This is a genomic window from Cupriavidus alkaliphilus, from assembly GCF_014191175.1.
Lineage (GTDB): Bacteria > Pseudomonadota > Gammaproteobacteria > Burkholderiales > Burkholderiaceae > Cupriavidus > Cupriavidus alkaliphilus.
Genome location: NZ_JACHWE010000001.1, coordinates 460856 through 481023, shown reverse-complemented (window position 1 = coordinate 481023; position 20168 = coordinate 460856). Strand labels below are relative to the sequence as shown.

The 20168-nt window shown below is 56.5% G+C and carries 16 protein-coding genes; 3 read left to right on the top strand and 13 right to left on the bottom strand.

Annotated features, from left to right (window positions below):
- Nucleotides 1-256: 256 nt before the first annotated feature.
- On the top strand, nucleotides 257-472 hold the full coding sequence (locus FHX60_RS27960; RefSeq protein WP_183282450.1) for a SymE family type I addiction module toxin: 216 nt from the start codon (nucleotides 257-259) through the stop codon (nucleotides 470-472).
- Nucleotides 473-1117: 645 nt separating this feature from the next.
- On the opposite strand, the gene FHX60_RS02310 is transcribed toward FHX60_RS27960, so the two are convergent.
- Entirely contained in the window at nucleotides 1118-3151 is a 2034-nt protein-coding gene (locus tag FHX60_RS02310) for a hypothetical protein (RefSeq protein ID WP_183282449.1), read from the bottom strand.
- A 754-nt stretch (nucleotides 3152-3905) separates the two neighbouring features.
- Here FHX60_RS02310 and FHX60_RS02305 point away from each other — a divergent pair.
- Together FHX60_RS02305 and FHX60_RS02300 are read left to right on the top strand one after the other, a co-directional pair.
- Nucleotides 3906-4298: a GtrA family protein gene (locus FHX60_RS02305; protein ID WP_183282448.1), complete on the top strand. Its 393-nt coding sequence runs from the start codon at nucleotides 3906-3908 to the stop codon at nucleotides 4296-4298.
- Nucleotides 4295-5260, top strand: coding sequence for a glycosyltransferase family 2 protein (locus FHX60_RS02300; RefSeq protein WP_183282447.1), 966 nt, complete (start codon nucleotides 4295-4297; stop codon nucleotides 5258-5260). The genes FHX60_RS02305 and FHX60_RS02300 overlap by 4 nt, the downstream gene beginning before the upstream one ends.
- A gap of 230 nt (nucleotides 5261-5490) precedes the next feature.
- On the opposite strand, the gene FHX60_RS02295 is transcribed toward FHX60_RS02300, so the two are convergent.
- The 12 genes from FHX60_RS02295 to FHX60_RS02240 all read right to left on the bottom strand — a co-directional run bounded on the left by FHX60_RS02295 (nucleotide 5491) and on the right by FHX60_RS02240 (nucleotide 20151).
- Nucleotides 5491-6297, bottom strand: a complete 807-nt coding sequence (locus tag FHX60_RS02295) for a class I SAM-dependent methyltransferase (RefSeq protein WP_183282446.1) — start codon at nucleotides 6295-6297, stop codon at nucleotides 5491-5493.
- A 174-nt stretch (nucleotides 6298-6471) separates the two neighbouring features.
- On the bottom strand, nucleotides 6472-7926 hold the full coding sequence (locus tag FHX60_RS02290; RefSeq protein WP_183282445.1) for a glycosyltransferase family 4 protein: 1455 nt from the start codon (nucleotides 7924-7926) through the stop codon (nucleotides 6472-6474).
- Nucleotides 7927-7973: 47 nt separating this feature from the next.
- A complete protein-coding gene (locus FHX60_RS02285; RefSeq protein ID WP_183282444.1) occupies nucleotides 7974-8768 on the bottom strand; it encodes a glycosyltransferase family 2 protein in 795 nt (264 codons plus the stop codon).
- Nucleotides 8769-8849: 81 nt separating this feature from the next.
- Nucleotides 8850-9803 carry an NAD-dependent epimerase/dehydratase family protein gene (locus tag FHX60_RS02280; protein WP_183282443.1) on the bottom strand — a complete coding sequence of 318 codons (954 nt, stop codon included), beginning with the start codon at nucleotides 9801-9803 and terminating at the stop codon, nucleotides 8850-8852.
- A gap of 87 nt (nucleotides 9804-9890) precedes the next feature.
- Nucleotides 9891-10991 (bottom strand): MraY family glycosyltransferase, encoded by a 1101-nt coding sequence (locus FHX60_RS02275; protein ID WP_183282442.1) that lies wholly within the window; start codon nucleotides 10989-10991, stop codon nucleotides 9891-9893.
- Between the two features lie 6 nt (nucleotides 10992-10997).
- A complete protein-coding gene (locus tag FHX60_RS02270; protein ID WP_260163347.1) occupies nucleotides 10998-11786 on the bottom strand; it encodes a glycosyltransferase in 789 nt (262 codons plus the stop codon).
- Nucleotides 11750-13681, bottom strand: coding sequence for a glycosyltransferase family 2 protein (locus FHX60_RS02265; protein ID WP_311727245.1), 1932 nt, complete (start codon nucleotides 13679-13681; stop codon nucleotides 11750-11752). Before FHX60_RS02265 ends, FHX60_RS02270 begins: the two co-directional genes overlap by 37 nt.
- A 2-nt stretch (nucleotides 13682-13683) precedes the next feature.
- Entirely contained in the window at nucleotides 13684-16164 is a 2481-nt protein-coding gene (locus FHX60_RS27900) for a glycosyltransferase (RefSeq protein ID WP_183282441.1), read from the bottom strand.
- Between the two features lie 25 nt (nucleotides 16165-16189).
- The gene (locus FHX60_RS02255) at nucleotides 16190-17323 is read right to left on the bottom strand and encodes a DegT/DnrJ/EryC1/StrS family aminotransferase (protein ID WP_183282440.1); all 1134 of its coding nucleotides are present in this window, start codon (nucleotides 17321-17323) and stop codon (nucleotides 16190-16192) included.
- The gene (locus FHX60_RS02250) at nucleotides 17320-18009 is read right to left on the bottom strand and encodes an acetyltransferase (RefSeq protein WP_183282439.1); all 690 of its coding nucleotides are present in this window, start codon (nucleotides 18007-18009) and stop codon (nucleotides 17320-17322) included. The genes FHX60_RS02255 and FHX60_RS02250 overlap by 4 nt, the downstream gene beginning before the upstream one ends.
- The gene (locus tag FHX60_RS02245) at nucleotides 18006-19343 is read right to left on the bottom strand and encodes an ABC transporter ATP-binding protein (protein WP_183282438.1); all 1338 of its coding nucleotides are present in this window, start codon (nucleotides 19341-19343) and stop codon (nucleotides 18006-18008) included. Before FHX60_RS02245 ends, FHX60_RS02250 begins: the two co-directional genes overlap by 4 nt.
- Entirely contained in the window at nucleotides 19333-20151 is an 819-nt protein-coding gene (locus FHX60_RS02240; protein WP_183282437.1) for an ABC transporter permease, read from the bottom strand. Before FHX60_RS02240 ends, FHX60_RS02245 begins: the two co-directional genes overlap by 11 nt.
- Nucleotides 20152-20168: the final 17 nt, after the last annotated feature.

Sequence of the window (20168 nt, the reverse complement as noted above, 5' to 3'; positions counted from 1 at the left end):
GGAATTCTTAGAGTTGTCTCATTCTCTTGGCTTCCCTCACCGCGTACTGTTGCCAGTGGTGCTGACCACACCTCTCGTAGCGACTCAACCACACTCGACAGTCGTGGTTATGTAATAGCCAGAGCTCCGCTTTGGCCGGGTAGCGCGCATTGATATAAGACCCGAAAGGGGAAAAATGCGGGCCGTCTACGAGCGGTGGTCAAGTACCCGGCCGCCCCTTTGAATAGGGCGAAGTGACATCTCTCAGGAGTTGGCTATGATGAACGGATCTGATTGCCCCCATGTGCGCACCCTCACCACAGGGCGCACCTATTTTCCGGTATTACCTGCCCGTAGTAATGGCTTTAGCGGTCTTCGGGCTGTACCTTGGATTCGGTTGAAGGGTGTTTGGTTGGAAGAGACTGGCTTTGCAGTTGGGCAATCGGTAAAGGTTGAGGTTCGGCGGGGGCAAGTTGTTATTTGGCTGGGATAGGACGGGGACCTATCCGAAATTTTGTGTACAAGGCATATCGTGAGAGGTAATGACCATGGATGTGCCGATATAGAAGAAACGTACAATCGCTTCTCAGGCAACGGCCCGCGGGCCGTTGCCGGCTTTGCGCGGGGGCTTGCTCGACGAACTGGTTAAAGGATCGCGATATATCCAGTCCTATCACTCGCATTGGCCTCCCATGGGAAACATCGCAAATGGAGCCGGTGGGACAGCACGCCAACTACGGATTCGCACTCGCGGCGCAACCGCGCGGGGCGCAGGGGCGGACAACTACTAACATGGGCTCGCAGCTCAACGTCTATGAACGGCCTCCCCCCTCAAAACCCGAGGGGACTTCGCCTCGGATGAAGCCGCCGTTAAGCTGCTGTGGCTGAGGCTGCGCAACGTGCCCAGTCGGTTCGCATCACCATGACTGGGAGTCTGCCATGCATCACTTGCACTCTGTACGGCGAGCGATTTACCGCAGCACGGGGCTAACAGAATTCAAAACGCCTCGCACACAAAAATGCGTACATGCCCCGACAAGGATCTTGTGAAGCGGCTCAGAAGTTGTTCGCCGACAAAAAAGAGCCCAAAATGAATCTCGCGATCGACTGCCACAACGGAGCACCTGACGGGCACTTGCTATAGTGGCTGTGCCGACGTAAGTGAAACCAAGTCACACCATGCGTTGGCCCGCTTAGAGACAATCAGTTCATATGTTGCAGTGGGATCGGTTGTCGGCAGATTTACAGCCTCCCTTGGTGCCACCTCGAAGTGGGCAACCTTCCGGCCTCCTGCGTTGAGCTGCACATCTACACCGTCAGAACCTGAGCACGGCGCAGCGACTGATAAGGCTAACTCCGTTGAGACTCCAGAGAAGATCGTGCGCGTGGGCTTCTTTTCCCCAGGATGAATTTCGATCCTGCCGCCTGACTTGTATTCGAACTTTCCCCACTGATCACCAAGTTCAAGCTCTGAAATCATTGCAAGCTTGAACATCAAATTGCCGTAGGTCTGCCGCCAGTCCGGATGGCGATTATAAAAATCCTCCAGAAGAATATCGACTTCGGCTAATGTGAACGGCCGAATTTTTTCATAAATGTAAGCCGTCACGTCGTCGGTAATTGCGTACTTGCCTTCCAAACGCTTATAAGCGGCACCTATGCCTCGTCCTGAAAGGATAGCTTGTGCCGGGATTGTGATAACCGTCTGCATTCCTTCTGGAAGATGTGTCGGAATTGGATCTCCCACGACTGCGTAGCGCGCCATGAAGGGTGCGATACTGAGACCCGTAATTAGATCGACGTGTGAAGTGTCTACATCCTTGCCAGCGAGAAGCTCTTTAGAAGCACTCAACAACACGTCACGATTGAGGATCATGTTAGACGCAAACACGGTAAACCTGTCTCCGGACTTCATTAAATTGTTAAGTTGATATACAAGTCGCTGATAGGCGCTCTCGTATCCGATTTGATTGTTATAAGCCGGCCTCGGTAGGCCTGCCCACTTGGTTCGCGAGTCGACACGATAAACAGACGCGATAAACACAAACACGGCAAGAAGAGCAGCGCAGACGATGGCGCCATGCATCGCCTTTGGACTGTGCGAAAGAATCTGCCACGCGCCGCAACAAATCAGAAGATATACCCAGAACGCAAGCGGCAGGTAATGATGCGGCCCAAATCCCTGGGTTCGAGTAAAAAGCGCAAAAAGTAAAAATATATTCGCATTGATGAAAATTAACTCCGCCCGCCTCAATGGGCTCTTGAAGAGAAAAATTTGACCTATCAATGCGAGTGCAAGATAAAGCACGCCAAAGTATGCCCCGAAATCAAGAAGGTGCTCGAAAGGTGATCTCTGATACGCAATATAGATAGAGGAGTAGCTTGTAGCCAATATGGCTTTAACCAAGCCGCCCTGTGCGAGCAACAGGCACGTTAGCGCGACCACCCCCGCAATCGCAAAGTTCGCCGCAGTTCTAAGGAACGTTTTTCCCCAAGCTTGTTGGGTCTCGATTCTGGCCAACACCATGCAGTAAATTGGGGCCGTCAAGATTAAAGCGATGACCGAGAACGCATACCATCGGCGCATGAGAAACGGCATCCAGAGCAGAAGCCCAAGTAACATTGCTATGCCTGGCCTGACCCGCTTGCCGAGGCCCGCACTTCTCACTGTGATGAACGCAAGGATAAAAGGAATCAGACCGGCTATGTCGATCCAACCCATTAGCGTCGGCGCCCAGTACGGAACATAGCAGGCAGCGATGATACCGGCCATGACGAACGCCAGAGTGGGCCTTTTATCATCAAGCAAGATTAGGCTCGCCGCTTTTGCTGAAAGCAACACGACTGGCAAGAGGTACGTCAGGGTCGCGCCCAAAATATAGCCATACCGATCGTATCCGAAAACTAAGCTAAATGGCAGAAGCAATGCGGCAGGAAGAGAGTTGTAGTCGCTTGCCCAAATCTCCCCACGCAACTGTCGAGCCCACTCCCCGATGTCTTGAGTGAATTGAATAGACAACTTCCAGTAGGCGATCCAGTAATTTCGAAAATCGTTAACGTAAAGATGATGCTCACCGCTCAAGTAAAGGGCAACATTAATCGTCGCCATCGCCGCAAATAACAGCGCGAACAGAGCCACTACAGAGCGATTAATCTTTAATACTGGCGCCATCAATATATTTTTCCTTAATAGACGGGTGCGACTTTTTCGAAATCAATCGGCATCCGCATAATGAAGAATATCTCGGTGAAGGGTTTGCGCCGCGCATGAAAGTAGGATTGAATAGGGACACGAATCAATGCTCGAGTACGTCATCGCGCTGGCGCTCGCTCAAGGTACCGTTAGCCATTCCGGCGCCCCAGCGGATTCCGGATATTAGAACACGTGCGTGAACGGGTAGACTTCCCGCATTGTTGGACAGCGAACTGCGACGCAGACTCCGCCGCAGGTGGTTGCATGACCTGGAACTCGCTGGCGGCTGAGGGCCACCGTAGAAGGGAAGCTCATTGCCCAGGTCTCGTCTATAGCTTCAGTCATCTTTGAATCCGTGCTTGAGAAAGGACTCGAGCACTGAGCACCAAGCGGCATCTGCGGCGCGGTGGGCCGTGAACACGGTCCGCGAGCCTTTCGCATAGTGACAAAAGCTACCAGTTTTCCAAGCCCGCCGCGCTGGCCGTCTTGGCAGCCTTTCAAGGCAGCAAGTGCAGGCCGCCAAATTCCGGGCGGGAGCGCCCGTCTGTCTGTCTCTAGACTGCCAAAGACTCCAAATTGTAAAATACCGGTAACACTGTGGTCAACGTGAGGGAAAGAAGGCCTCCGCCGAAAGCCCGGTGAAGGCAAAATTCCGGTGAAGCTGTAGGTGAGGATCGCTATCGTTTCCGAGTCCCGCGTATAATCAAAGCCCCTTCATTCCTTTATTTTTCCGATGAGCCGAGCTGGCAGGAATAGATTTCTCCGCTTTGTTCTCGTTGGAGCCAGTGCCACTGCACTGCATTACGTAGTCATGGCGGGGCTGATATATATAATTCAATTCAACCCGGGCAACGCATCGGCTACCGGCTATCTGATAAGCACGCTCTACAACTACTACGCCAATGCACGTTACACCTTTGGAGGTGGACACAATCATGCCCGCAGCTTTCCCCGCTTCCTGGTCACCGCTGCGGTTGGTCTGGGCATCAACCAAGTCGTGCTGCTGGGCCTAATTTCGCTCTCCATGCCGGTTATCATCGCGCAATTCGTGGCCACTGCCACGGTGCTGCTATGGAACTACTTCATCAACGCGATCTGGGCCTTTTCCCGAAGAGATTCCTTATGACGCCCCCTGTTCTCGGCCTCGTCATCCCATGCTACAACGAAGAGCAAGTATTGCAAGAAACGACGGCTCGTCTGATTCCGCTACTTGAAAAAATGCACGAAGATGGCCTAATCAGCGACCGCAGCGCGATCTTCTATGTGGACGACGGGAGCCGCGACCGCACTTGGTCGCTCATTGAGGAGTTATCTGCTGCACATCCGCAAGTGTGTGGCATCAAGCTGTCATGTAACCGCGGGCACCAGAATGCGCTATTGTGCGGCCTAATGACTGCACCCGGCGACGTCCTTATTAGCGTAGATGCTGACCTCCAGGACGACTTGGGCGCGATACCGCAAATGGTACGTCACTATCAGAGGGGCTGCGATATTGTATATGGAGTCAGGCGGAGACGCGACACCGATACTTTGTTCAAGCGTTTTACAGCTGAAGGCTATTACAAGCTCATGGCGGCAATGAAGGTCGATGTTATTTTCAACCATGCGGATTACCGTCTTTTGAGCCGTCGTGCCGTTGAATCACTTTCCGAGTACCGTGAGGTGAATCTATTCTTGCGTGGACTCGTGCGCCTTTTGGGATACCCCAGCGCCGTCGTCGAATACGATCGAGCCGAGCGCTTTGCTGGAGAATCTAAATATCCACTGCGCAAAATGGCGTCGTTCGCCTGGCAGGGCATCACCTCATTCTCCATCGCTCCGCTGCGACTTATCACCATGATGGGTTTTATCGTTTCGATCGGCAGCTTGGCTCTTGCGAGTTGGGCGCTAATCGTCAAGTTGTTCGTTCACGGCGCCTTCCCCGGTTGGGCTTCGACCGTTGTCCCGCTATATTTTCTTGGCGGCGTGCAACTATTGAGTCTGGGCACGATCGGCGAGTACATTGGCAAGATTTACATGGAAAGCAAAGGTCGTCCAAGATTTCATATTTCAGAGCGCTTAGGCCAAGCCCTCCAGCAAAATTCTTGAATTTTCTCAACTCCGCCGTAATGGATTTCGCAAATAGCGGCCAGGCCCAATATGTCGATGTTTAATTTTTAAGGGCCGCGTACTAGGACGCGAAGTACCGCCGGCACTCAACAAAAGCAGACATCGGGCGTGTGCATTCGCGGCGAAAAGATTGCGCTCATGGCATTCGGCTTACATCGACCGACCGTTCGATCAGTCGATTATCATCGCAGAGCTAAATTCGCGAGTCGTCACTTCCAATAGTCCACAAAGCCTTGCTTTAAAAGATAGGTCGCATCCCCTTCTCCGCCATTTGCCCCGTCGACAATGCGCTTAACCTCCGCAAACGGTCGCTTGAAAAAAAGCCATAAGCGCGATTCAACATTATATATAGAGCATTGGTATCCCCACTGGCGGAACAGCACTTCCATGCTCTGGTTCGTAAAAAAAGAGCAATGAACTGGCAGCAGATAAAACCACTCGGGGTCCGCAGGAATCTCTTCACGAACCAAGGTGTGTAGGCCCATCACACCGCTTGACGAAACAAGCGCATGGATTGCATCGAGATCTTCTCGCCTTCTTATATGCTCGAACACGGATGTGGAAATGACGAAGTCAAACCCACCCGGCATGGGTGCGATCTTCAGAGTTGGCTCTGGACACTGCATATACCGATCAAAGTTGAGTAATGTGCGCTTACTAACTCTCCGCAACGCGGCAGAAAGCTGCCCCCCGCCAGCTGCATAGTCAATCCACGCACGCTTCGCGGGTATCAGCCCTAGATCTGCCGAATCAGCAATGAACGTTGCTTGTGCAACGATCCTGGTCAGCCACCGCGGATCGTCTGGATTTTGCTCAAGGGATTGGTAGCCTGAATGATATGCTGCATTCAGCGTGGCCCAATCCCCATCGGACATATCAGCATGCGTCTGAGAATGAACAAACCCGCAACGAGCACACCGAAGGTACTCGACAACAGACAAACCGAAGGCCGAGAAACGTTTGCTGAAGTACGGAAAGGACTGGCTAGTACAGATCAAACAGCGATTGCTTTCCATGGGCGGACGTGGCTATTTAGAGATCGCTTGCTTGGTTCCAGTGTAGCAGCTGATGGCTGATTGAAAATTCCGTGAATCCCACCTCAGCGGGTTTTTACATATTCACTACATCTTGCCTCGCGCGCGTAGTCCTTGAGCTTCCGACAGTAGAATGCTCGACAATCCGATCACGTTTCACATGTATCCAGGAATTGCCGCAATGGCTGACCGGAATTGCTCGCCCGTATGTCGACTTCTAAGCAAGTTTGCGGCCTGCTCCCAACACATACGACTTTTTCGCGGATCCTCGATGAAGCGATTGAGACCACGCACGTAGCCCTGAACATCATCCTGCTCAACAGGTGCCCCCGTTTCCGGAGTGATAAACTCGCCGACCCCCCCAACTTCTGATGCCACGATGGGAAGTCCCGCAGCAGTGGCATCCAGCAGGACAATCGGAAGTCCATCCCAAGCTGACGTATAAAGAAACGCCGCATACCTCCCGTCCTCGATCAGATGATCGAGCGAGCGGAACGGACCATGTACCGTTACATTTCCGAGCTTAGTGAGGCGATCCGCAAGATTGCGTTCCTCTTGGCTATTGCCGCAGCCGTGCACATCAAACTGGACGTCCGGCATAGCCCGAGCAATCTCCAGGAGCAGGTCGACACGTTTTTGCCGGCTGAATCGTCCAGCCCAAAGCACCGTGCGCCCCGCACCCGCACGATAGTGGGAGTGAGCATCCAATGCATGAGGGAAGTACAAGGTATGGAGCTTGTCTGCGCTGACGCCAAAGCGCTTTTTCAACTCGCCCGGATAAGCCAGGGTGTCGCAAAAAATACCATCCAGATATGGCAGGCAGCTAGGGAAATAGAGATCCGCATAGCTCCACCTTACCCCATAATGATCAAAGTCGTCGCAGAAGACGCTGGCAAAAATGCGCTTGCCCAAGGTGCGCAGCGACTTGCCATGATGTCGCAGCACATCCCAGCCCAGAGGGGAATTAATCAAATGAATCGTCTTCGCCGATGACTGAATCAGGATTCGCGTCAGAACCGCCATCTGTTCCTCCCAGGACAGGCCGCGCGCCATTTGCCCGAAAGGCAGGAACACGGCTCCCGGCGGCAATCTATCTGCCCACGGAGAGTCGGCATCCAGTGTGGCAATGACGAGCACTGCTTTCCCGGCCGTCACCGCAGCTTCCGTATGATGCAGAACGCCCTGGTCGGCACCGCCATGCTTGAGCCACGGGACCAAAATGATCAGGTAAGGGTCCAAGTCACGTGCGACCGGAAAGCACTGGGCGTAAAGCTCGCCCGCCGCAGGCTTCATCGGCAACTCGTACCGCTGGAATGAGGCGACATAGTCCTCCGTTGGATACAACGATGGCTCGATCTCGGCAAGCTCCTGCAAATCGGCGAGGGCCCATTCCGGCAGCAACGCCGGTGGGTTCCGATGCGTGATCGGACTAACGGTCACGCTCACATTGTCGGCCGTCCTCTCCAATACCGACTCTTCCTCGGCCAGCTGACGTTCAAGTTCCCTGAAAGAAATCGTTTGGCCGCCGACCAAAGTCAGCTTGGTGTAGTGAAGCAATGTTTCGATCCGATCGCCGATCGATGGCGGCAGCTTCCGTACGATCGGCTTCAACAGCGACCTCCACGTGGCCCGCACAACGTTCTTGGCCAAGCGCTTCATCAATTTACTCCATCCTTCCTGCAAAACCCATCCTGCCATTTCTCCGGCTCATCAAAAAAAAGGCTCGGGCGTACGGTTGCGCCGTTCTGCGCCATTTCGGTGACCATGGATGACGCCTTTCGCCGATAGTACAGCGCCGTCCTGGGCGCCGTGACATGTCTGATGCCGTGGGCGATTGTCTCGAGATTCCAGTGCCAGTCTTCATAGCCAAAGCCAGTGGCACGCAGATGCGTCGGCTGGTATGGGTGGTTTAGGTAGACATCACGCGACCCAAAGGAGCAGGACACCCAGGGATGCGCCATCATGCAACTGGTAAGGGGATAGCTCCCCGAATCCATGTCGAACGTCTCCGCAACGCAGTGGACAGCACCGAAGGAAATCGTCAGTTCAGGATGAACGATCACCTTGCCATGGGCTGTGCTTGCCGTCTGTAGCGCTGACACGAGCCAGCCCCTCGAGTAGTAGTCATCACCGTCCATAATGGCAACATATGGCGCCTTTGCGCGCCTTATGCCATCGTTGCGCGACGACGCCAGATCCCCGTTCTTTACCTCTACAATCTGGTCGCTTTGGCGAACCGCCGAGTGATCTGTCACAATCCGCCTGGTTTCCTCATCTGCGCAGTCGAGCACCGCCACTAGTTCGATGCAAATGCCTGCGGCTTCGGATGCCTGCCTCATCCGGGCAAAACCTCGCAATGCAAAATTCGCCAGGACCTTCTCCCCATGAAAGGTCATGATGGCGCTGACCGTCGGGTCTGTAGGCATTTCAATACGACTCCGCGATGTTTCCATATTCATTCTCCCCGCATGTGTGCTTTTCCGGCCGCCAACCTAGCGCGGCCTACTAGATCATGCGATCAGTAGACCATCGCCCTACTGTCCAACACTTGAATAGCCTCGGAGAATCCAGTTCCAGGTTTCGGCGATGCCGTCCTCGAGCTGGGTCTTTGCTGTAAACCCGCATTCGTTGGTCAGCTTCGCGGTACCCAAAATGTTGTAGCTGACATCCACACCGCGCGATTCCACGTAGCGTAGGTCAATGTCAAGACCCTGCGCGACGACGAGCGGCCTGATATGGTCATTGATCAGCGAGTTGATCGAGACGCCTCGGCCAGTGCCAATGTTATAGGCTTCGCCGTTCCTGCCGGCCGTCATGGCAGCAACAATGCCCTCTGCGATGTCTTCAACATGAATGTAATCGCGAATGGCAGTCCCGTCGCCGTAGATTGTGACCGGCTTGCCTTGCAGCGCCGAAGCCATCACCGTGGGAATCAGGCCTTGCCCCTTGAAAGGGACTTGGCCGGGACCGTAAGCGTTTCCTGGACGCACCACAAGTGCACGAAGCCCGCGCTGGGCGACGTACAAGCCCAGGGCTTTTTCGATCATGCTTTTAGAGGTACCGTAGACTGAGATGGGGCGCAGCGCCGCATGCTCCGCGAGGGGCCGCCTCTCATCCGGATCGCCGTAAACGGTGCCACCGGACGAGACGAAGAGCAGTCGCAGGCCGGGATATTCTAGGCAGCGGTCGAATAGCTTGATCGCCGGCACGACGTTGCGCTCAATCTCGGGGAGCATGCTGGAATCCAGCCCCAACAGCATCGCCCGATGCACCAGATGGACGACGATATCAACGCCTTTAAGCATCCCGTCTAGATCGGACGTCTCGCTGAAGTCGCCCGCCATATATTCAATGTCGCGCGAAGCCACCTGGTCTGCGACAGGCAACTGGACATCGGCGACACGAACTGAAAATCCTTCCGCGAGACAGCGCAACGCGAGTCGGCTGCCGATAAAGCCGCCGCCACCAATCAAAAGTACCTTAGTCATTGTCGTTCCCTCGCTGCATGACGCGATACGGATGGTTGCTATTTGTAGTGCCTGCCCGAGACGATGAGCGTGGCACAGATTCCCCTTCTATCTGTCGACCCTCGCTGTCCGGCTCTGCCGTAGACGCGCAATCAGCCTGCGGCCGACGCGCAGGCAACGCCAGGCATTGCGCATGACGCACAAATGTGCGATCGTCAATCCGAGAAAGCCGAGGAAAAGCGTCTGCTCAGAGACACCATTTTTCCAGCCATACACGCCGATCAGGCCGAGCAGCGCGTTGCTGATTACTATGACCCAGACAATTGCGTCAGGCCCTACGCCAAGTCTCAGCAGTACATGGTGCAAATGGGTGCGATCCGCCGACAACGGATTGCGCCTTTTCAACGCCCTACGAATGACGACCGTCAGGAGGTCGATCAGAACGAAGCCAAAGACCCAGAGCATGACAACCGGGGGAACATGATGCCCGTAGTTGTACCGGGTCTGGGAAAGCTCCACGGCAAACCACACGACACCGTATCCAAGCATCAGGCTGCCCGCATCGCCAAGGAACACGCGTAACTTGCCACGAAGCGGATTCCGCATGTTGAACAGCAGGAAACCGAGGATCGCGCCGCAGAAGATCACACAGACGCGCTGGGCGGCTGCATTGCCGAGTTCCCCAGCCAGATACGCAAGCCATGCAAACATGATGAACGACAGCCCGCCGGCCAACCCGTCAAGTCCATCGCACATGTTCATGGCATTGATTACGGATACCACAGCGAAAAGCGTCAGCGGGATGCCCCAGTCCGCAAGCACGATTTCTCGTCGCGCGAAGATATCGCCGAGTGAAGTCAGGTAGACGCCCCCCCAAGACGTCATCAGGATCGCCGCGAACAACTGCGCGGCAAGCTTGGCGACTGGCGACATGCCCTGCATGTCGTCGATCAGACCCACCAGCGCAAGGAGCGTCAGGCCGCCCAGCAGGGCGACGTAGTAGCCTTGGTCTCGCATGAACAGCAGGCAGCCCGCCCAGACCGCAAGCGTGACGGCAATTCCGCCCACCAGCGGCACGGCACCCTGGTGGCGTTTTCGGTTGTCAGGCCGGTCGAGCAAGCCCCCTACCATCGCCACGGGACGCAAAAGTAGCACGCCCAGAGCGGACACCAGAAACGTAAAGGAGGGAACCCAGAAGAAATCAAACATGAATGATCAGGAACCGCTCCGTGAATACGAGAAGCGCCAGTAGGCGGCGGACAGGAAAAGCCTCGTCAGGCTCGAGAGGTGCCACCAAATATAGCGCAGCCGGCGGCGGCTCGAACGGCGGGCGTCATGGATGACCGCGGCCTCCTCGACCCAGTTCACTTGCCGCTGCATCAGATGAAGCCGCAGACAGATGTCGACATCCTCGCAGTACAGGTGATAGCGCTCGTCGAATCCCCCAACGGCACGAAAGCTCTCGCTATCGAACATCAGGCACATACCGGCCACCCAGTCCACTTGCTGGCGTGAAATGGACGCATCGTAGTCGGGTGACGACTTCCCAGCGATCCTGCGCGCTAACAACCTCGGGATACTGGGCAGGCGGCGGGCGCTGTCCTCAATCGCCCCGGCGGGGGAATAAACATGGGGGCCAGCGACACCCGGGGCCTCCGCCACGCATGCAAGGAGCGGCCCGAAGGTCGTACTAGTGAGGCCTAGATCTGGGTTCAACACCGCAAAGTACGGCGTCCGGCAGAGTTTGAACGCCGCATTGTGGTTGGTCCCATACCCCTTAGGGCGAGCGTTGCGGATGACACGAATCCTCGGGTCGCTCGCATCGAAAGACTCGCCACCGGCATTTAGCGTCACCACGATCTGCAGGCCTGGAATGGCCAGCAGTTGCGGAAGAAGTCGCTCGAGCAGCGCCTCCTGGTGATGGCTGACCACTGATGCCGTTAGCAGGTGTCCGTCGGTCCACACCATTATTGCGATGCCCTCTGAAGGATGTTCGGCGACCATACATAGCCGATCAAGACCGCAAATACTTCTGGCTGCGTGTAGGTGATCCGGTCGAAATACGAGTTGAACTCGCGAATGACGTTGATCACGGGCACAATCGGCATGCCTGTAAGTGTCAGGACGCAGCGACGCCCGGCGCGCCATACCGCCTTCACTTCGTTCAGATCGAGGACCGATGAACGATCGTCGATCACGAATTCCACTGGGGCGTCGATGCCCGCCGCCATCCACCGCTCCTGGAAGCGGCGGCGCAACCGGTTGGTCTTGCGCATCTGCGAGATAGCACTCGCGGTCGTTACCGAACGCGCATGGATACGGTGGCGGTACAGCGCTTCAGGGATGTAGCGAAACTGGCCCGTCTCGGCCACGGTCAGCGCAATTTCCCAGTCCTGGATACCGTCGAACGCAGAATCTCCGCCGCCCGCCTCCAGAAAGGCAGAACGCCGGATCACTTTCAGATGGGACGCCACCATCCCGTCCAGCAGATCGTCGCGGATACTGCCGCCAGGCTTGATATTGTCATAGCCGCCATAGCGAGCGTGACGGATCACGGTGTCGTCAGTGCCGACGTCCAGCCGGTCGGTGAAGAAGTAATCGACGTCTGGCATTCGGTCGATCTCCGCCGCTACCCGGCCTAGTGCACCTTCGCCCAGCGCATCGTCGCAGTCAAGGAAGGCAATGAACGCACCCCGTGCCTGGCCCACGGCTTCCATCTGGCTGCGGGTAATGCCATGGTTCTCGTCATGCGTAATGACGTGCAGTCGCGACAACCGGTTGGCGAGCGCTCGCATCACCCGCGTCACGCGGACATCGCTGGAACAGTCCTCAACGCAGATCACGTCGAAGGCCAGGTCGCCTTGCGCACGCAATGAACCCAGGCATTGGCGCAGGAATCCGTAGTGGTTGTAAATGGGAACGACCACGGTGATTAACGGCTGCTCGCATGGTGTCCCAAGCGACGCCAGATCTTGAAGGATCCGCTCCGCCAGTTCCTCGGGCTGCGGCTCCTCTGCACCGCTCGCCGCGGACGATACTGCAGCCGGCACCACCTGCTTCGAGGCCTGAAGTGCGGCAATTTCGGTACGGTAGGAAGGATGCGCCCGATAGCACTGTTCGAACCACGCCATCCCAGCCTCAAAGAACAACGGATGGCTGTGGCGGACCTTCTGGTCCAGGTTGATCACCGCCTGGATCCACGAACGTCCCATGTTCAGGTACGAGCGGCGCATGCTTTGACCGTGCTGCCGATAGATCGCGGCATGCAGGGGCAGGTAGGCCATCCGATATTCGTTCAGTGCCAGCTGACACCAGAATTGCCAATCCTCCTTGGCACGCGCACCGACCTCAAACAGAACGCGATCGAACACCCGTCGATGAAACAGCGCGCCATGGATTGGAATGGCAAACCCGCGCTCCCATTTGAACAGGAAATCTTCGATGGACAGATCGAACTGCGCGATCGCTTCTTCCGGTTTGGAAAAACTGATGAGGCCCTCGTCCGATAGCAAGAAATTGGATACCGACACATCAAGTGCGCTGGCGACGGAGAAGTGCTCGACTTGCCGTGTCAGTTTGCCGGGCAACAGCAGGTCGTCTGCATCGAGCAACTGGATGTAGGTGCCCGTCGCCTGGTGGATGCCGGCATTGCGCGCCGCCGAAAGCCCTGCATTCTGCTGGTCCATGACCTGGACTTCGGGATAGTACGTCAGCACCTCGCGCAACTGGCGCGCGGTATGAGGGTCCGTGCTGCCATCGTTGACGACAATGACCTCGAGTTCTCCGGCGTAGGCTGCCTTGACGGACGCAATGGATTCCATCAGGTAGCCGGCCTGGTTGTAGCACGGGATCACGACCGAAACGCGCGGCCATTGATCTATCAGCTGACGCTTCGTCACCCTCAGTCCTCCAGTTCTGGCAGGTAGCCATGCAATGCGCGCACGCTTCGCGCAAACGCTTCCCAGCCGTGCCGCTCGTCAATCAATGCACACAGGCGCTGCGCTTTCGCCAGCGCAACTTCTGGCGCGTTGGCGATTGCGTGCATACCTTCGATGTAGTCGGCGGGCTCCGGGTTTTCCTTCAGTGGGTAACCAGTCTGGTCACTCACGAGTTCACCAACGCCCCCGACTGTTGGCGCGATCAGCGGAATGCCCAACGCCCCTACCTCGAGCAGGATGTTGGGCATCCCCTCCCAACGCGAGGTGAACAGAAAGCCGTCATAGGGGCCCTGCGCAACGAGTTCCGCCGGTGATGCAAAGGCGCCATGAAGACTGACGTTGGGCGGCATCGGTTCCATCTCCGTATCTTTCAGCACGGCCTGACCGAACACTTCGAAATGCATTGACGGGCATTGACGCGCGATCGCATAGAGCAGGTCCACGCGCTTCTCTGCGTCGAGGCGTCCGGCCCAGAGGAAACGCAGGGACCGGTTCTTGCCGGCAGCACGCAGATGCTCGGCCTGCGCGTGTCTGCTCGGCAAGGCGACAGACTTATCGATCCGCACCGCGTTATAGACCGCGACTAGCTTGCTCTGCTCGGCTTCGGACACGCCGAAACTGGCGCTCGCACCCTCGATGAAGCGATGGTTGTCTGTCAGAAGCAGATCGACTTGCGGAAGGCCCTTGGTAAAGAAATTGGCCGCATAGCCAATAATATCCTTCCGGTTTTCCGCAAATTGCAGGGCAAAAATACTTGAAACCACCGTCATCGCGGCACGCAGCCGTGCGCCCTCAGCAATGATCAGCTGCCAGGCGACTTCGCTGTTGATGTTATGGAAGGTATGCGGCCGAATCAGCAATGCCAGTTGTTGCAGCGCTTTGCCTTTGATGGCATAGCTCGCCCCCGCACCGTAGTGCGCATCCAGTGCAAGCGCATGTACCCCTTGCGGCAGTTGCAAGGTTTTGTCCACCGTCGGCCTGTCGGCCACGACAATCAGCACGCTCTCGCCAGGATTGAATTCGCGCACGGCACGAGCAAAATTCAGAGCTGTCGTCTCAGCGCCGCCAGTGCCGAGGAAAGGCAGGACAATCACATGCCCGACCGGCCCGGTCTCGCGGACCTGCTCAGACAGGTCACCCAGCATTCGGCTCAGGATGTCTTCCTCGGACACGCTGCGGCCATTGCCACCCGGTTCCTGCCTGCTCTGTTGCGCGACGGTGTCCCTTAACACCCCGAACACGTCCGAGCGCTGGCCCCGCAACAATGCAAGGGTGGGCGATGCGTACTGCCGAATACGCCATTTCACATGCAGAGGCAGCGGCGCCCGGTGATAAGCCACTCGGGCTAGCCTCAATAGCTTTGGACGCAGTGTGCTCATGAATCGACGAAATTGTTCCAATTCACCTTGGCCGGAGACCGGCACTCTTTTAGCCTGCGGGCTTTGCTGTGCCAACTCCCGCTCCAAATATGCGAGCCGCTGCTCGCGCTCGGCTTCCCGCTCTTCCAGCCGGCGGCACGACTCGCGCAGCTTGGCTTCCTCGAGCAGCAGGTCGGCAATCAACTCAGCAACATCGCGAGGCGAAGGCACGTGCTCGCTCCGTTCCGTCCCACGCTGCCTGACGGCGGATAGGACGTTCGCCACGGAGTCCTCACCGCGGTCCTTCAGCAGCGGATGCGCCGCAAAGCGCCGGAAATTCTCTCGTGCGGCCGCGTATGCCTTGCGCTGCAACAGATAGGGCGTCAGGACCTCACGCGTCGTCTCCGCATATTCCGAGATCATGCTCAGCGGATCCTTGTGCGTAATGTTATTTCCGTGCACCCGATACTGAAGCAGGACCTGATCCACCATCGAAAACCGCGCCCCCGCGGCAAGCGCGCGGATCCACAGGTTCCAGTCCGGCGTATAGGTTAGATCCTCCCTAAGCGCGCCGACGGCGTCGTGAATTTCCTTGCGAATGATCACGGATGAATGGCACAGGTGGTTTTCCCACACCCACTCACCGGGGGCATTCAGGTCGCGCGAATCGTTAAACCATGCCGCAACAGCGCTATCGGGGACGATCTTGCCAGATTCATCGATCACCTCAATCTTGGTGCCGGAGACACCGATCTCAGGATGACGCTGGAATTCGGCGGCTTGGATCGCGAGCATTTCAGGGAGAAACACATCGTCCGAATCGAGGCTCGCGATCAGGGATCCGGTGCAATAGCTATAGGCCTTGTTATAGGTAGCACAAGCGCCCAGATTGACTTCATTCCGGAATGCCCGGATTCGTGGATCCTTGTATTGAGAAATGACTTCCCAGGAACCGTCTGGAGAACAATCATCGACAATGATTAATTCCCAGTTCCCATAGCTCTGTTGCAGTACCGACTCTATGGAGCGACCGATGTAGCGTTCATAATTGTACGATGTCGTAATAATGGAAATAAGAGGACCCACTTTTATTGTCGTGCCTTTCGCGGGCTCATCGTCCCATAATGTGCTGAATCATGTCACAGATGCGGCCGGCGCCCTCTTCTCCGAGGTTCCCGTAAAACGGCAGCGCCAGGACTTCCCGGGATATCTGGTATGCCACTGGCAATTCAGACGGCGCCGCACTCGGCAATGCCTGGTAGCAGCTGAATTCACTGCACAAGGGGTAGAAATAACGGCGCGACAGCACGTTGAAGGCCTTGAGTTCTTCATAAAGCCGATCACGTGTGACCTTGCCGCCCGAGTGCACCCGAATCACGAAATATTGCAGGCTTGGCTTGACTCCTTCTGGTAACGTTACGCATTCCAGGCCGGTGACGCAGTCGAGTCGCTCCCTGTAGACAGCCGCAACCCGGGCCCGCTTGGCGCGTTCCTCATCCATGCACTCTAGGTTGGCGAGGCCCATGGCTGCCTGCAACTCGTTGAGCTTGCCATTGATGCCCGGCATAACGACATCCACTTCGTTTTTGATCCCGAAGTTCTTGAGGAGGTCGATACGCTGCTTCAGTTCCGGATCCTTTACGACCAGTGCACCGCCTTCGGCGGTATGAAATAGCTTGGTCGCATGAAAGCTGAACATGGTGCAATCGCCGTACTCGGCAACCGGCACGCCATCGATCTCCGTGCCGAACGCATGGGCTGCGTCATAGACGACGCGCAGACCATAGGCGTCGGCGATATCCTGAATCAGGTCTGTATGGCAGGGAATGCCATACACGTGTACGCCCATGATGCCGGTCGTGCGAGATGTGATCAAACGTTCGATCCTGCGCGGATCGATTGTCAGCCGCACCGGGTCGATATCGCAGAACACTGGTGTGATGTTGCCCCAGTCCAGTACATGCGTTGTCGCCGGAAATGTAAACGGCGTAGTAATGACCTCGCCGTGCAGGCGCAACGCCTTGCATGCCGCAATCAGTGCAATTGTGCCGTTATTGAACAGCGACACGTGCCTGGACCCGAGATAGGTTCCCAGTTCGCGCTCCAGTGCAGCATGCTTGCCGCCGCCGTTGGTTAGCCAACCAGTTTCCCAAATCTGCGCCACGAGTTCCTGGTATCGCGACAGGGATGGCAACATCGGACGCGTGACGAATACCTGCTGCTCGAACGGTTTGGGCGCACTCATACTTGTCCTTCCCGAGACTGAATCGACCAGGAGATATCATGTTGTCGAATGGCCTTGGCCGGTATGCCAACAGCGGTCACGTCGGCGGGCAGATCAGCCACCGCCACAGCACCAGCACCAAGCACAGTGCCGGCACCCACACGGATATGCGGAATGAGCTTTACGCCCGTGCCGGCCATAACGCCTTCGCACAGATGGACGTTACCCGATACATTGACGCTAGGGTTGAGCGTGACAAAGTCCTCCAGAACTGCGTCGTGCCCGATCGTGCAACCTAAATTCACATGCACATGCCGGCCGATGGAGATGTCGGTGGTGATCAATGCTCCGGCGCAAATCACTGAGCCCTCCCCGATCCGGACTTGCCGCCCGACCCACGCCTGCGGGTGCACCAGAGTGGCGAATCGCATCCCGAACCGCGCATGCATCCGGTCGGCGATAGCCCGGCGAGCACTGGTGTCGCCGATCCCTATCACGAGTTCGCCGTCTGCTGGAGCCGTCCAGGTATCGGTAGTCATTACAGGCAATCCATGTACAGGCTCAACAACATCGTAGCCGGGATCGACAAGGAAACCCCGCACATCCCAGCGCGGAGTCTGCGAATTCATATCGAGGGCGACTTGCAGCACCTCGCGTGCGAATCCGCCCGCCCCGTAAATTACCAGTGGTGTCAGCCTTGCATTCATACGCGCTCCAGCAGAGGCGGCGTCTGCACCTCAATAACGGTCACCTTGTTGTCCCACGCCGTGGCACCGTAGATCGGCAGATGTCCGGCGCGGTCGATGCGAAACTGACACGCGATAGGCACATGGTCACACGTCTCGACCAGGCCGATTGAAAGATCGACCGGGACGGCCAGCACCGCCGCCACCGTATATTCCCCTTCCTTCAGCCGCGCCCGGAAAGTCCAGTCTACGACGTGCACGCTCCCTGCGCGTGGTGACTCGATGTTGCATTGCTCGATGCCACTATCCGAATAGACGATATCAAAACCGTTCTTATCTTTGATGTGATACCCAAAGCTGAGCCGCGGAAGATCTTCCTGGACCCGAATTTTCACCCGGAGTGTGACTTGTTCGCCAAAGTCTGCAGATCTCGCTGGCCGGCCGCGCGAGTCCAGCAGCGTCACATTCAAATATTCGGCCATGCCGTTTTGCAAGCGCTGGTAAGACGACCGCGACTTGAATGCTGCCTCCGATTCCGCATCCTCCGCGATGGCCGCAGCCTTGTCCGCAGCATCGGTCACTCGTGCCTTGTCGTCGCTGACCGCGATGCTCTGGCGCCGTTGCACGTACTGAGCGTAGTAGGTCTCCACCACAGATTCCGTGTCGCCATTGGCTAGCATCGATCCGTGGTCAAGTAGGACGGCGCGCGAGCAGAGCGCCTTCACAGCACCGGGGTCATGGCTCACGAACAGCAGCGTCACGCCGTCGTCCATAAGCTTCTTGAGCAACGCCATGCATTTAGCCTGGAAAAATGCGTCGCCTACAGATAGGGCCTCGTCGACGATAAGGATTTCCGGATTGACGTGCACAGCAACGGAAAATGCCAGCCGCACATACATGCCGGAGGAATACGTCTTCAGCGGTTGATCGATGAAATCACCGATCTCGGAAAAATCAACGATCCGGTCAAAGCGTTCATCGATCTGCTCGTCGCTCATGCCCAGTAACTGGGCATACATCTTGACGTTCTCGCGGCCGGAGTACTCCGGATTGAAGCCAGAGCCAAGCTCCAGCAACGCGGCAACGCGTCCGCTAACTGAAACGGTACCGGTCGTTTGGTTCAGCGTGCCGGCGAGCAGTTGCAGCAGCGTGGATTTTCCGGAGCCGTTGTGACCCACGATACCGACGTTCTCGCCGCGTCGAATTTCCAGAGAGATATTCCGCAGAGCCCAGAATTCACGGAAATATTGCTTGCGCCCCCTTGCCAGCATCTGCAGGAGACGGTCCTTGGGTCTATCGTAGATTTCGTAGCACTTCCCAAGATTCTCGGTGTGTACGATCACATCAGAGGACATCTGCAAATCCCTTCCTGGTCTTCTGGAACCATGCATAGCCGAGCCAAGCTACGGCGCAGCACGCCAGCGAATAAGCTGCCCACTCGCCCCAGTGGACCGGAGAGCCCCAGACAATGACGTTGCGCGCCTGTTCAATGGGTAAGGTAAGAGGATTAAACTTCGCCACGATCTGCCATTGCTGTGGCAGCGAGGAAATCGGAAAGAACACGGGCGACAGGAACATCAGGGCTGTAATCATCAGGCCGATGGTCTGGCCGATATCCCGGAAATAAACGCCCGTGGCTGCAAGCCACCAGCTTAACCCGGCGATGAACAAGAGAAAAGGCGCCATCACCACGGGCAACAAGAAGACAGTGGCAGGCACGCCGTTGCCGATGGTTGCTTCGAAGACCAGAAGCACTAGCAGACTAATAACAGCATGAAATAATGCTGACAGCAGGTGCGCGAGCGGCAGAATTTCGAGCGGAAACACGACCTTCTTCACGAAGTTCGCGTTGGACAGGATGGTGCTTGGGGCCCGACCGATGCATTCAGAAAAGATGTTGAACATGATCAGGCCGGCGAACAGCACGATCGCAAACTCTGTCTTGGACGTCGAGCCAACGCCCCAGCGCGCCTTAAAGATTGCCCCGAATACAAACGTGTAGATCGCAAGCATGAACAGCGGCGTCAGCAGCGACCATAGAATGCCGAACATTGACCCCTTGTAACGGCCGACGACATCGCGTCGGGCGAAGCTCAGGATCAGGCCCTTGTGCTGCAGCACGGATCGCCCTAGTGACGATATCGACGTCTCAAATTTCTGCATGCTTAATGCGTGAGCAA